The organism is Promicromonospora sp. NPDC019610 (assembly GCF_044389365.1).
Taxonomy (GTDB): Bacteria; Actinomycetota; Actinomycetes; order Actinomycetales; family Cellulomonadaceae; genus Promicromonospora.
In genome coordinates this window covers 1,077,582-1,090,208 of record NZ_JBIRXX010000001.1, presented here as the reverse complement: position 1 = coordinate 1,090,208, position 12,627 = coordinate 1,077,582, and the positions used below count along the sequence as shown (strand labels likewise).

Genomic DNA, 12,627 nt, shown 5'->3' with positions numbered 1-12,627 from the left:
ACTTTTCTCACCCGCGGGATCACCTGTCGCCTCGGACGATGTCGATCCTTGCCCCGGGTGGGGCACAATGCTGCAGGTGGTTTCACAGTTCCCGACGACGGACCTCGGCGAGCACCTGCTCGCCCTCGCCCCGTCCTCGCCCTACGTGGATCTCGACCGGGCGGCCTGGAGCCGCCTCTCGGCATCCACCCCGCTGCCGCTGACCGACGACGACGTCGAGCGCCTGCGCGGACTCGGTGACCCGATCGACCTCGCCGAGGTCGACGCGATCTACCGCCCTCTGTCGCGACTGCTCAACCTCTACGTGCAGGCCACCGGCGGCCTGCACGACGCGACCTCGACCTTTCTGCACGAGGATCCGCCCCGCACCCCGTACGTCATCGGCGTGGCCGGCTCGGTGGCCGTCGGCAAGTCGACGACGGCGCGCGTGCTGCGCGAGATGCTCGCCCGCTGGCCCGAGACGCCGCGCGTCGAGCTCATCACGACCGACGGGTTCCTCTACCCGAACGCGGAGCTCGAACGGCGGGGCCTGATGGAGCGCAAGGGCTTCCCGGAGTCGTACGACCGCCGCGCCCTGATCAGGTTCCTGTCCCGCATCAAGGCCGGCCAGTCCGAGGTGCGGGCCCCCGTGTACTCGCACGTCATCTACGACATCGTGCCCGAGCTGGAGGTGGTGGTCCGCAAGCCCGACGTGCTCATCGTCGAGGGACTGAACGTGCTGCAGCCGGCCCGGCCGTCCGCCGTGGACGAGTCGACCGTGGCGGTGAGCGACTTCTTCGACTTCTCGATCTACGTGGACGCCCGCACCCGGAACATCCGGCAGTGGTACGTGGAACGCTTCCTGGAGCTGCGTCGTACCGCGTTCACCAAGCCGGACTCGTACTTCAAGCGGTACGCGTCGCTCTCCGACCAGGAGGCCACGGACAAGGCCCTGTCGATCTGGGAGTCGATCAACGCGCCGAACCTCGAGAAGAACATCCTGCCCACGCGCGGGCGCGCCACCCTGGTGCTCACCAAGGGCTCGGACCACGCGGTGCAGCGGGTCCGGCTGCGCAAGCTCTAGTCAGCGGCCCTTCGCGGACCGGCCGCCGTCGTCGACCCGCTGGACGTACTCCTTGACCATCTCGGTGGCGCCCGCCGGGACGGCGACCCTCTCGCCGTCCGCACCCTCCGCGCCGTCCGCGTCCTCGTGGAGGTGGCGGCGCGAGAACCAGCCCACCACCTTGTCCACGAGGAAGCCCATCGCGACGCCCAGCACCACGCCGATGGCGATCGCCAGCAGCGGCTCGTGCCCGAGCCACTGGGCCGCGACGAGGCCGATCCCCGCGGAGTACAGCGCCCACATGACCGCCGCGATGGCGGCGATGAGCATGAACCGGCGCCGCGGGTAGCCGACGGCGCCCGCCGTCATGTTCACGGCCACGCGCCCGATCGGCACGTAGCGCGCCGCGAGGATGAAGGAGGCGCCGCGGCGGGTCAGCGCCCGCTCGGCCCAGTCCACGGCCCGGCGTCCGCGGGCCGAACGCAGGAACGGCACCCGTTCGGTGCCGATCATCTTCCCGATCTGGTACGCGATCTGGTCCCCGACCCAGGCCCCGGCCGCCGCCGTGATCAGCACCAGCCACATCCAGGGCGTGCCCGTGCTGTGGGCCGACACGGTCAGGGTGATGACCACCGACTCGCTGGGCAGCGGCGGGAAGAAGCCGTCGATGGTCGCGAAGGCGAACATGGCCGGGTAGATCCACGGCGAGGCGGCCATCGCGAGGATCCATGCCTCGGTGGCGCTCAGGACGGTGGAGATGAGTTCGAGCACGGGACCTCGGGAGTCTCGGCCGGGCACTACCCGGGGGCGGAGAAGGGCACCTCATAGTGCCTACGTCCAGACTACGCAAGGGGTGCCCCTGAATCGCATCAGGGGACCCCCTGGTAGAACCCCGCTTCCCAAGGTTTCACGGGCCGTTCACGCCTGCATCCCGCCGAGGGTGAATCGCACGGGGGCGCCCGGCGACCCCGTCAGAGCGCGAGCCGCTCCCGCACCACGGCGGCAAGATCCTCCGCGACCTTGTCCGCCTCGTCCTGGGCCGGGGCCTCGACCATGACGCGCACCAGCGGCTCCGTGCCGGACTGGCGCAGCAGCACGCGGCCGGTGTCGCCGAGCCGCGAGGTCGCGTCCGCGACGGCGCTCTGCACGCCCTCGTCCGTGCCGGCCCGTGACTTGTCCACGCCGCGCACGTTCACGAGCGTCTGCGGCAGGCGCTCGATCTCCCCCGCGAGGTCGGCCAGCCGCTTGCCCGACGCCTTGACCCGCGCCGCGAGGTGCAGCGCCGACAGCACGCCGTCGCCGGTGGTGGCGTGGTCGGCCAGGATGATGTGGCCCGACTGCTCGCCGCCCAGGCCGTAGCCCTGGGCGCGCATCTCCTCCAGCACGTACCGGTCGCCCACCGCGGTCTGCACCGTGGTGATGCCGCGCTCCCGCATCGCCAGGATGAGGCCGAGGTTGCTCATGACCGTGACGACGAGGGTGTCGCCCGGCAGGCGGCCCTCCTCCTTGAGGGCGGTCGCGAGGATGCCGAGGATCTGGTCGCCGTCCACGATCGCGCCGGTGTGGTCGACGGCGAGGCAGCGGTCGGCGTCGCCGTCGAACGCGACGCCGAAGTCCGCCTCGGACGCCACCACGACGGCCTGGAGCTGCTCCGGGTGGGTGGAGCCGCACTTCTCGTTGATGTTCCGGCCGTCGGGGCTGGCGTTCATCACCACGACGTCGGCGCCTGCGGCGCGCAGCGCCTCCGGTCCGACCTCGCTCGCCGCGCCGTTCGCGCAGTCCAGCGCGATGCGCAGGCCCTCGAGGGGGCGGTGGTCGGGCGTGGTGCCGACGCTGTCGGTCAGGTGCCGCACGTAGCGCTCCGCGGCCGCCTGGCCGTCCGTCCGGATGCGCCCCACGGCGGCGCCCGTCGGCCGCTCCCAGTCGTCCCCGAGGGTCGCCTGGATGGCGTCCTCGACGGCGTCGTCGAGCTTGAGCCCGCCGCGCGCGAAGAACTTGATGCCGTTGTCCGGCATCGGGTTGTGCGAGGCGGAGACCATGACGCCGAGGTCGGCCTCCAGCTCGGTCACCAGGTAGGCCAGTGCCGGCGTGGGCAGCACGTTGAGCATCACCACGTCCACGCCGGCCGACGCGAGGCCCGCGGCCACGGCGCCGGCGAGGAACTCGCCGGACGCCCGGGTGTCCCGCCCGACGACGGCCCGTGGACGCGGGCCCAGCAGCTCACCCTGCGCGGTCAGGACCCTGGCCGCCGCGGCGCCCAGCTCCAGCGCCAGCTCCGCGGTGATGTCCTTGTTGGCGAGGCCCCGAACTCCGTCGGTGCCGAACAGCCTGCCCATGCACATTCTCCTCAGCTCGTTCCGATCCCACCGTAGTGGGGCCCGGCCTGCGCCGGAAATGCAGGTGGCCCCGCGGAACAGTGTCGACACTGTTCGGCGGGGCCACCCGGCCAAGCGCTCTGATCAGCGCTTCGAGTACTGCGGAGCCTTGCGGGCCTTCTTGAGACCGGCCTTCTTGCGCTCGACCTTGCGGTCGTCACGCGTGAGGAAACCGGCCTTCTTGAGCTCGGCGCGGTTCGACTCCTCGTCGATGGCGTTCAGCGCACGGGCGATGCCCAGGCGCAGCGCGCCGGCCTGACCCGACGTGCCGCCACCCGTGATCCGGGCGATGACGTCGAAACGGCCCTCGACCTCGACCAGGTTCAGCGGCGAGTTGACCAGCTGCTGGTGCACCTTGTTCGGGAAGTAGTCCTCGAGGGTGCGGCCGTTGATCTTCCAGGTGCCGGTTCCGGGGACGAGGCGCACGCGCGCCACGGCCTCCTTGCGGCGCCCGAGGGCCTGGCCCGGGGCGGTGATGGACGAACCGCGCGTTGCCGGCGCAGCAGTCTCGGTGGTGTAGTTGCTGGGCGCCTCGGCGCCCTGCTCGAATTCGACGGTGGTCTCGGCCACTGTGATGTCCTCGCGTCCTTCGCGTTGCGATCCGGCAGCGGCCTCAGGCCTGCTGCGAAACCTGGGTGATCTCGAACGGCTTGGCCTGCTGCGCCGTGTGCGGGTGCTCAGAGCCTGCGTAGACCTTCAGGTGGGTCATCTGCGTCCGACCGAGCGAGGTCTTGGGGATCATGCCGCGCACGGCCTTCTCGATGGCGCGCTCCGGCTTGGTGTCCAGGAGCTCGCCGTACGGGGTGGCCGTGAGACCGCCCGGGTAACCCGAGTGGCGGTAAGCCAGCTTGGTCTCGCGCTTGTTGCCGCTCAGCGCGACCTTGTCGGCGTTGATGATGATGACGAAGTCACCACCGTCGACGTGCGGAGCGAAGGTCGGCTTGTGCTTCCCGCGCAGCAGGGTTGCGACCTGGCTTGCCAGGCGGCCCAGGACGACGTCGGTCGCGTCGACGACGTACCAGTCGCGCTGGACGTCGCCGGGCTTGGGGGTGTACGTACGCACGGTTCGTAACCTTTTCGTTTGCGGTGTCGTCGGGCGAGAAGCGGCGCCCGATGAGTCAGGTCGTTGTGCGCGGGGGTCAGAATGACGTCCGGGCCGGTCGTCCGCACTCGAGTGGGCTCGGTGCTGACGCAGGACGTCGTGACAAAGCACAACGACTCATTAGAGTACCTGGCAGTTTCCCCGGGGGTCAAAGCGTAGGCGGCCTCCGGGGCGGTTCCACGGACATGAGGTTCGCCACGTCCGCAGTCTGGCGTCTGAACCGAACTGGTGTCACGGTAGGAACATGACCGAGGAAACACCCGCCACCATGCCAGGACCTGACGGTATCGCCGAGGGCGACACCGACCAGCTCCCGACCGAGGACACCCTGTACAGCCGGGGTCCGAAGGACTTCCTCGACGAGGGGTACTCCCCGCCCGACCGCCCGCGCTCGAACCACTGGGGCGAGACCTCGTGGGAGGAGCGCCAGGGCGAGCCGATGGACCAGCGGCTCAGCGAGGAGGAGCCGGACATCTGGCAGGACGACCCGCTGGACCGCGCCGACACGTCACGCGCGGGCCGGCTCGTCTCCGACCCCGACGCCGACCCTGGTAGCTACGCGTCCGAGGACGGCAACCGCGAGAACGACCTGTACGGCACCGACGCGGGCATCGACGGCGCGGGCGCGAGCGCCGAGGAGGCCGCGGTCCACTGGGTCGAAGAACCCTAGTCCGAGCACACCGCTGGTCGAGCGTGTCGAGGCCCTCGTGCGGTCCCGACAAGCCCGACCAGCGGTTCAGTCCTACCTCGGCGGAGCCGCCACCGGCTCGTCCCAGACGTCCTCGTCCATCCGCCTGGCCCGGATGGCGTCGGCGCGGGCCGCGAGCTCGGCGTCCGGCGGGAACGTGATCTCCTCCAGGCACAGCCCCTCCGGCGGCACGACGAAGACGCCCGCGTCCCGGCGCCGGCTCGCCAGGAGCACGGCCGGCCAGCTCTCGGCACGCCGTCCCTCGCCGACCGCGATCGACGCGCCGACGAGCGCCCGCACCATGTTGTGGCAGAACGCGTCGGCGACGACGTGCCCCACCACGAGCCCCGCGTCCGGCCCGTCGGCGGGCCGTTCCCACACGATGCTCTGCAGCTCCCGGATGGTCGTGGCCCCGGGCCGGGGCTTGCAGTAGGCGGCGAAGTCGCGCACCCCGGTCAGGGGGCGGACGGCGGCGTCCATCGCCCCGACGTCGAGCGGCTTGCGGTTCCACAGGACGTGCCGGCGGCGCAGGGGGTCGCGCAGCGCGACGTCGTCGGCGATGCGGTAGGTGTAGCGACGGCGCAGCGCGGAGAAGCGCGCGTCGAAGCCCACGGGCGCGGGCGCGGCCCGGCGCACCACGAGGTCCCCGGGGAGCACGCCGCCCAGCCGGGTCACCAGCGACTCCCCCGGCGTGCGGTCGGAGCGGCCCGGCAGCGCGGCCCAGCCGGCGACGTCGACGTCGACGTGCGCCACCTGGCCCCGGGCGTGCACGCCCGAGTCCGTGCGGCCGGCGACAGTGAGCCGGGGCGCCGGCAGGCCGCGCTGCGCGCTCCGCAGCACCTGCGCCAGCCCGTCCTCCAGCGTGCCCTCGACGGTGCGCAGGGCCGGCTGACGGGCCCAGCCCGCGAAGTCGGTCCCCTCGTAGGCGAGGTCGAGGCGGACCCGGATGAAGTCGTTCACGACAGCCATCCTCCCCGATCTCCCCGCAGGGGTTCGTACAGTGACGTCATGGCAGACACCCTCACGCTGGCGGTCGACTGTGGCGGCGGCGGGATCAAGGCGGCCGTCCTCGACACGTCCGGGACCGCGCACGCGACACCCGTCCGCGTGCCGACGCCCTACCCGCTCCCGCCCGAGCTGCTCGTCGACACGATCGCGAAGATCGCCACGGACCTCCCCGCCGCCGCGCGGGTCACCGTCGGCATGCCGGGCATGATCCGCAGCGGCGTCGTGGTGCACACGCCGCACTACATCACCCGGTCGGGGCCGCGTTCCCGGGTCGTGCCCGCGCTCCAGGAGGCGTGGAGCAGCTTCGACATGCAGGCGGCGGTCGCGACCCGCCTGGGGCTCCCCGCGCTCGTCCTGAACGATGCCGAGGTGCACGGCGCGGGCGTGGTCGCGGCTTCGGGCCTGGAGCTGGTCATCACGCTCGGAACAGGCCTCGGGACGGCGATGTTCCACGGCGGGCGCATCGCGCCACACCTGGAGTGGTCGCACGCCCCCGTGCGCCGCAGCCTCACGTACGACCAGTACATCGGCGAGCCCGAACGTCGCCGGCTCGGGGACGGCCTGTGGTCGCGGCGCGTGGTCACCGTCGTGGACGGGCTGCGGCCCGTCTTCCACTGGGACCGGCTCTACATCGGCGGCGGCAACGCACGCTGCATCACCCCGTCGGCGCTGGCCCGCCTGGGCGACGACGTCGTCATCGTGCCCAACTCGGCCGCGCTCGTGGGCGGCGCCCGGGCCTGGGACCTCCCGCCGTCCTGACGTGTCGGACGACGGCGCCGGCCGCACCCTCCGTGACGGAAGGTGCGGCCGGCGTCGTGCAGGAAAGAAAGGGGCTCAGGCCTCCTTCTTGTCCTCCGTGGTCTCCTCGGCGGGAGCGTCCTCCACGGGGGCGTCCTTGACGTCCTCGGCGGCGGTCTCCTCGACCGGCGCGTCCTCGACGGGCGCGTCCTCGACCGGGGCAGCCTTCTCGGCGGCCTTGGTGGCCTCCTTGACGACGGCCTGCTTGGGGCTCACGGGCTCGGTGATGAGCTCGATGACCGCCATCGGCGCGTTGTCGCCCTTGCGGGTGCCGATCTTGGTGATGCGCGTGTAGCCACCGTTGCGCTCGGCCATGGCCGGGGCGATCTCGGTGAACAGCGTGTGGACCACGCCCTTGTCGCGCACGACCGTGAGCACGCGGCGGCGGGCGGACAGGTCGCCCTTCTTCGCGAACGTGATCAGACGCTCGGCCAGCGGACGCAGGCGCTTGGCCTTGGTCTCGGTGGTCGTGATCCGGCCGTGCTCGAAGAGCGAGGTCGACAGGTTCGCGAGGATCAGGCGCTCGTGAGCAGGGCTACCGCCGAGCCGCGCGCCCTTGGTGGGGGTAGGCATTGTTGCTTGTCTCCTTGAATGTGGTTCCGCGTGCTCGGCCTAGGCCGGGCACGGGACGTCAGTACGACTGCTCGTCGCTGCTGTAGGCCGCGGAGTCGCCACCCTCGAAGTACGAGGCGCCGGCCGGATCGAAGTCCAGCGGCGAGTCCTTGAGGCTGAGGCCGAGCTCGGCCAGCTTCTCCTTGACCTCGGTGATCGACTTGGCACCGAAGTTGCGGATGTCGAGCAGGTCCGCCTCGCTGCGGGCCACGAGCTCGCCCACCTGGTGGATGCCCTCGCGCTTGAGGCAGTTGTACGAACGGATGGTGAGGTTGAGCTCCTCGATCGGCAGCGCCAGGTCCGCGGCCAGCGCGGTGTCCGTCGGCGACGGGCCGATCTCGATGCCCTCGGCCTCGACGTTCAGCTCACGTGCCAGGCCGAACAGCTCGACCAGGGTCTTGCCAGCCGAAGCGAGCGCGTCGCGAGGCGTGATCGCCTGCTTGGTCTCGACGTCGACGATGAGCTTGTCGAAGTCGGTGCGCTGCTCGACTCGGGTGGCCTCGACCTTGTACGTGACCTTGAGGACCGGCGAGTAGATCGAGTCGACCGGGATGCGCCCGATCTCCGCGTCGAACTGCTTGTTCTGCGCGGCGGACACGTACCCACGGCCCCGCTCGACGGTCAGCTCGATCTCGAGCTTGCCCTTGTCGTTCAGGGTGGCGATGTGCAGGTCGGGGTTGTGCACCTCGACGCCCGCCGGCGGAACGATGTCCGCGGCGGTCACGGTGCCGGCGCCCTGCTTGCGCAGGTACATCACGACGGGCTCGTCGTTCTCCGAGGAGACGACGAGGTTCTTGATGTTGAGGATGATCTCGGTGACGTCCTCCTTCACGCCCGACACGGTGCTGAACTCGTGCAGCACACCGTCGATACGGATGGACGTGACGGCCGCGCCCGGGATGGACGACAGCAGCGTGCGACGCATCGAGTTGCCGAGCGTGTAGCCGAAGCCAGGCTCGAGCGGCTCGATGGAGAAGCGGGAACGGCTCTCCGAGATGACCTCTTCGGTCAGCGTGGGGCGCTGTGCGATGAGCACTGTGGGTGTCCTTTCGGTGTGCGTCCGCTATATGACGCATCACGGTCTCTGCGATCTCTCGCAGCCCGGGCGGATCTCTGTCACCGTCCAGGCGGGGTGCTCACCTCGTGAGGTGAGCGGACGTCGCGACCGCGGTGCGGTCGCGCGGCCCTGAGGCCGCGCGGCCGCACCGTGGCGCGACAAGCATCAGACGCGGCGACGCTTCGGGGGGCGGCAGCCGTTGTGCGCCTGGGGCGTCACGTCCTGGATCGAGCCGACCTCGAGGCCGGTCGCCTGGAGCGAGCGGATGGCGGTCTCGCGACCGGAGCCCGGGCCCTTCACGAAGACGTCGACCTTCTTGACGCCGTGCTCCTGCGCGCGGCGAGCGGCCGACTCGGCGGCCATCTGCGCGGCGTACGGGGTGGACTTGCGGGAGCCCTTGAAGCCGACGTGGCCGGCAGAGGCCCACGACACCACGGCACCGGACGGGTCGGTGATCGAGATGATCGTGTTGTTGAAGGTGGACTTGATGTGCGCCTGGCCGAGCGGGACGTTCTTCTTGTCCTTGCGGCGCGGCTTGCGGCCGGCGGCGGCGCGAGTCTTGGGAGGCATCTGTTCTGTAATCTCCTGGTCTGATCGGACCGGGGCGGTCTCAGCTCGGTGAGCCGACCGCTCCACGGACTGCTATCAGCGGGCCTTCTTCTTGCCCGCGACGGTGCGCTTGGGACCCTTGCGGGTGCGCGCGTTGGTCTTGGTGCGCTGACCACGCACCGGCAGGCCGCGACGGTGGCGCAGGCCCTGGTAGGTGCCGATCTCGACCTTGCGGCGGATGTCGGCCGCGACCTCACGGCGGAGGTCACCCTCGAGCTTGAAGTTGCCCTCGAGGTAGTCGCGGAGCGCAACGAGCTCGGCGTCGCCGAGGTCCTTCACGCGGACGTCCGGGCTGATGCCCGTGGCGGCCAGGGTCTCCTTCGCGCGGGTACGACCCACACCGAAGATGTACGTGAGCGCAACCTCAAGCCGCTTGTCGCGGGGGAGGTCGACGCCGATAAGACGTGCCATGTGCCTTCCGGCTCCTGTACTGCTCGTCGGAGGTCTGCCGCACCGCCATCCCGCGACTCTTCGCGGGCCCCGGCCTCCGGACCGAGGGTTCCCCTGCCCTGCGCGGTTGCCCGCGGGGCTGGTTCGAGGTGGTGCGCTGGTGGTGGCCTCAGCCACCGGCCCGGGCAGGTGCCCGGAGGGTGATCAGCCCTGGCGCTGCTTGTGGCGCAGGTTGTCGCAGATCACCATGACGCGACCGTGCCGGCGAATCACCTTGCACTTGTCGCAGATCTTCTTGACGCTCGGCTTGACCTTCATCGGGTTTTCCTCCGCCACGAACGTCCGGTCTCCCGGTGCGCGCGCAGCAGTGTCGTGGGTGGTCGATCGTACGGCGACGTCGCCTTCGGCCAGGCCGTGGGTGACGTAGCCCCGGATCGGGGACTGACTACTTGTAGCGGTAGACGATCCGGCCGCGGGACAGGTCGTACGGGCTGAGCTCCACCACCACGCGGTCCTCGGGGAGGATCCGGATGTAGTGCTGACGCATCTTTCCCGAGATGTGCGCGAGAACCTTGTGACCGTTCGACAGCTCGACGCGGAACATCGCGTTCGGCAGAGCCTCGATCACACTGCCCTCGATCTCGATGACACCGTCCTTCTTTGCCATATCCTCCGCTAACTCTCGTCGTGACTGCTTCCACGCCCACGGCACCGCAGGGAACCCTGCGAGACCGACAGTCGGGTGTGGATGTCGCGTGTGTCCGTGTGCCGCCTACCTCGTGTGCCTCGGCCTGCGCCCCGCTTCCGCGGGGACCGGCAGGCGCCGTCGGCACCCTTTCAAGATCTGGAGGCGTTGAACGGACTACACCCAGCGATCTATCTTACGTCAGTTCGTAAACCATTCAAAGCGAAGACCGCCGACGGCGCACGTCCGGCGCGTGAGCCTCGCCACGCGACGTCGCTCAGAGGTCGTACTCGACCCCGGGCAGACCGATCATCGTGTGCGGCAGGCTGCCCACGATGAAGAACAGCATCGGCAGCCACCCGAGCACGATGCCCAGGCCCAGCGCGACCAGCACGGACTGCCCGCGCGCGGCCCAGAGCCACACGCCCGCCAGCCACACCACGATGCCGAGCAGCAGGACCGACTCCCACACGAGGAGCGAGGTGCCGAACCCGAGCACGATGCCGACCCACAGGAAGGGGCTCACCGCCAAGCGCCGGCCCCAGGCGCCGAGCCAGCGTCCGAACCGCCGCAGGCCCCGGCCGACGGCCGGGAGGATCCGCGCGTACCACGGCCCGCGCACCCGCCCGGGCCCGGCGTGCGCAGGGGCCGCGTAGGTGGTGTCGGACAGGGCGTGCGCTTCATCGGTCACGGGCCGATCGTAGCCAACTGACCCCGACTTAAATAGACCCCGGGTGAAAGTCCTCGGGGCTCAGGCGAGCGCGACCGGCCGCACCCCGAAGTCGGCGAGGCGCTCCGCTCCCCCGTCGACCGCCGTCAGGACGACGATGCCGTCCTCCATGATGGCCGTCGAGTGCTCCCAGTGCGCCGCGCGCGACCCGTCGGTGGTGACCACCGTCCAGTCGTCCGCGAGCACCCTGGTCTCGCCTCCGCCACGGCTGATCATCGGCTCGATGGCGAGGCACATCCCCGACCGGAGCCGCGGGCCGGAACCCGACGTCCGGTAGTTGTGGACGTCCGGGGGCTGGTGCATGGCGCTGCCGATGCCGTGCCCCACGTACTCCTCGACGATGCCGTACTCGGCGCCGGTGAGCTCGCCCGCCAGCTCGACGGCGGTCTCGACCGCCTCGCCCACGGCGTTCAGCCGCCTGGCCGAGGCCAGCGACGCGATACCCGCCCACATGGCGGTCTCGGTGGCCCGGACGAGCGCGACGTCGGCGAGGTCCGCGCCCAGCGCGACCAGGTCGTCGTCCGGCAGCCGGTGGTCCAGGGCGCCCTCGGCGCCCAGGACGAAGGAGACCGCCGAGTCGCCGTGCCAGCCGTCCACGATGGCGCCGCAGTCGACGGAGACGAGGTCACCCGCGGCAAGCACCCGGCTGCCCGGGATGCCGTGGATGACCTCGTCGTTGACCGAGGTGCAGATGACCGCTGGGAAGCCCTGGTAGCCCAGGAACGACGGCGTGGCGCCGGCCGCCTCGATCGTGCGGGCGGCGATCGCGTCCAGGTCGGCGGTGCTCAGGCCGGGCCGGGCCGCAGCCCGGACCGCGGCCAGCGTCTCGGCGACCACCAGACCGGCGCGCCGCATGAGGCGCACCTGGTCCGGCGTCTTGTACTCGATCCGCTCCCGGCCGAAGACCACCGCTCAGCCCAGCTGGGTCGCGAGGGAGGCGACGATACGGTCGGTGACCTCGGAGATCTCGCCGAGCCCGTCGACCTGCACCAGCAGGTTGCGGTCCCGGTAGGCCGCCGTGAGCGGGGCCGTCTGCTCCGCGTAGATGTCGAGGCGGCGCGCGATGGCCTCCTCGGTGTCGTCGTCCCGGCCCTCTTCCTCGGCCCGCCGCGCGATGCGGCTCAGGAGCTCCGCACGGTCCGCCGTCAGCTCGATGACGCCGTCCAGCTCCCAGCCGAGGTCGGCGAGGATCTGGTCGAGCTCCGTCACCTGGGCGGCGTTGCGCGGGTACCCGTCGAGGATGAAACCGTCCTTGACGTCCGGCTGGCCGAGACGGTCGCGGACCATCTCGTTGGTGACCTCGTCCGGGACCAGGTCGCCCTTGTTCGTGTACTCCTGTGCGAGCTTGCCCAGCTCGGTCTCCCCCGCGATGTTCGTGCGGAAGATGTCGCCCGTGGAGATCGGGACGATCCCGAAGACCTCGGCGAGGCGGGCAGCCTGCGTACCCTTGCCCGCGCCCTGCGGGCCCATGATGACCAGGCGCGTGACCTGGCCCTCCTGGTCCGGACGAGCGTGCAGCTCGCGGCGAGAG

The 12,627-nt window shown here is 70.8% G+C and carries 17 protein-coding genes; 3 read left to right on the top strand and 14 right to left on the bottom strand.

Features of this window, described 5'->3' with window-relative positions; translation table 11 throughout:
* Window positions 1-67: 67 nt before the first annotated feature.
* Complete coding sequence (coaA, locus tag ACH45N_RS04800; protein ID WP_377231670.1) at window positions 68-1,063, top strand: type I pantothenate kinase; 996 nt, start codon at window positions 68-70, stop codon at window positions 1,061-1,063.
* Here coaA and ACH45N_RS04795 read toward each other — a convergent pair whose 3' ends face one another.
* The 4 genes from ACH45N_RS04795 to rplM all read right to left on the bottom strand — a co-directional run bounded on the left by ACH45N_RS04795 (window position 1,064) and on the right by rplM (window position 4,480).
* Complete coding sequence (locus ACH45N_RS04795; RefSeq protein ID WP_397391617.1) at window positions 1,064-1,813, bottom strand: DedA family protein; 750 nt, start codon at window positions 1,811-1,813, stop codon at window positions 1,064-1,066.
* Window positions 1,814-2,013: 200 nt separating this feature from the next.
* On the bottom strand, window positions 2,014-3,378 hold the full coding sequence (gene glmM, locus ACH45N_RS04790; RefSeq protein WP_377235430.1) for a phosphoglucosamine mutase: 1,365 nt from the start codon (window positions 3,376-3,378) through the stop codon (window positions 2,014-2,016).
* A 123-nt stretch (window positions 3,379-3,501) separates the two neighbouring features.
* Entirely contained in the window at window positions 3,502-3,987 is a 486-nt protein-coding gene (gene rpsI, locus ACH45N_RS04785; protein WP_182620582.1) for a 30S ribosomal protein S9, read from the bottom strand.
* A 43-nt stretch (window positions 3,988-4,030) separates the two neighbouring features.
* Window positions 4,031-4,480, bottom strand: coding sequence for a 50S ribosomal protein L13 (gene rplM, locus ACH45N_RS04780; RefSeq protein WP_285101009.1), 450 nt, complete (start codon window positions 4,478-4,480; stop codon window positions 4,031-4,033).
* 283 nt (window positions 4,481-4,763) lie between these two features.
* Here rplM and ACH45N_RS04775 point away from each other — a divergent pair, with 283 nt between their 5' ends.
* The gene (locus tag ACH45N_RS04775) at window positions 4,764-5,189 is read left to right on the top strand and encodes a DUF5709 domain-containing protein (protein ID WP_397391613.1); all 426 of its coding nucleotides are present in this window, start codon (window positions 4,764-4,766) and stop codon (window positions 5,187-5,189) included.
* A 72-nt stretch (window positions 5,190-5,261) separates the two neighbouring features.
* Here the strand turns inward: ACH45N_RS04775 and ACH45N_RS04770 are convergent, their stop codons facing one another.
* The gene (locus tag ACH45N_RS04770) at window positions 5,262-6,176 is read right to left on the bottom strand and encodes a tRNA pseudouridine synthase A (RefSeq protein WP_397391611.1); all 915 of its coding nucleotides are present in this window, start codon (window positions 6,174-6,176) and stop codon (window positions 5,262-5,264) included.
* A 39-nt stretch (window positions 6,177-6,215) separates the two neighbouring features.
* On the opposite strand from ACH45N_RS04770, the gene ACH45N_RS04765 reads away from it, so the two are divergent.
* Window positions 6,216-6,974: an ROK family protein gene (locus tag ACH45N_RS04765; RefSeq protein ID WP_397391609.1), complete on the top strand. Its 759-nt coding sequence runs from the start codon at window positions 6,216-6,218 to the stop codon at window positions 6,972-6,974.
* Window positions 6,975-7,049: 75 nt separating this feature from the next.
* On the opposite strand, the gene rplQ is transcribed toward ACH45N_RS04765, so the two are convergent.
* The 9 genes from rplQ to ACH45N_RS04720 form a co-directional block, all read right to left on the bottom strand.
* Window positions 7,050-7,586, bottom strand: a complete 537-nt coding sequence (gene rplQ, locus ACH45N_RS04760) for a 50S ribosomal protein L17 (protein WP_397391607.1) — start codon at window positions 7,584-7,586, stop codon at window positions 7,050-7,052.
* A gap of 58 nt (window positions 7,587-7,644) precedes the next feature.
* On the bottom strand, window positions 7,645-8,661 hold the full coding sequence (locus tag ACH45N_RS04755) for a DNA-directed RNA polymerase subunit alpha (RefSeq protein ID WP_397391605.1): 1,017 nt from the start codon (window positions 8,659-8,661) through the stop codon (window positions 7,645-7,647).
* A 186-nt stretch (window positions 8,662-8,847) separates the two neighbouring features.
* Entirely contained in the window at window positions 8,848-9,252 is a 405-nt protein-coding gene (gene rpsK / locus ACH45N_RS04750; protein ID WP_020016139.1) for a 30S ribosomal protein S11, read from the bottom strand.
* Window positions 9,253-9,327: 75 nt separating this feature from the next.
* A complete protein-coding gene (rpsM, locus tag ACH45N_RS04745; RefSeq protein ID WP_036964594.1) occupies window positions 9,328-9,702 on the bottom strand; it encodes a 30S ribosomal protein S13 in 375 nt (124 codons plus the stop codon).
* Between the two features lie 183 nt (window positions 9,703-9,885).
* The gene (gene rpmJ, locus ACH45N_RS04740; protein WP_003956441.1) at window positions 9,886-9,999 is read right to left on the bottom strand and encodes a 50S ribosomal protein L36; all 114 of its coding nucleotides are present in this window, start codon (window positions 9,997-9,999) and stop codon (window positions 9,886-9,888) included.
* Between the two features lie 127 nt (window positions 10,000-10,126).
* Window positions 10,127-10,348, bottom strand: a complete 222-nt coding sequence (gene infA / locus ACH45N_RS04735; RefSeq protein ID WP_020016137.1) for a translation initiation factor IF-1 — start codon at window positions 10,346-10,348, stop codon at window positions 10,127-10,129.
* 295 nt (window positions 10,349-10,643) lie between these two features.
* Window positions 10,644-11,057, bottom strand: a complete 414-nt coding sequence (locus tag ACH45N_RS04730) for a hypothetical protein (RefSeq protein ID WP_397391601.1) — start codon at window positions 11,055-11,057, stop codon at window positions 10,644-10,646.
* 60 nt (window positions 11,058-11,117) lie between these two features.
* On the bottom strand, window positions 11,118-12,005 hold the full coding sequence (gene map / locus ACH45N_RS04725) for a type I methionyl aminopeptidase (protein WP_397391599.1): 888 nt from the start codon (window positions 12,003-12,005) through the stop codon (window positions 11,118-11,120).
* Between the two features lie 3 nt (window positions 12,006-12,008).
* Complete coding sequence (locus tag ACH45N_RS04720; RefSeq protein ID WP_397393799.1) at window positions 12,009-12,566, bottom strand: adenylate kinase; 558 nt, start codon at window positions 12,564-12,566, stop codon at window positions 12,009-12,011.
* Window positions 12,567-12,627: the final 61 nt, after the last annotated feature.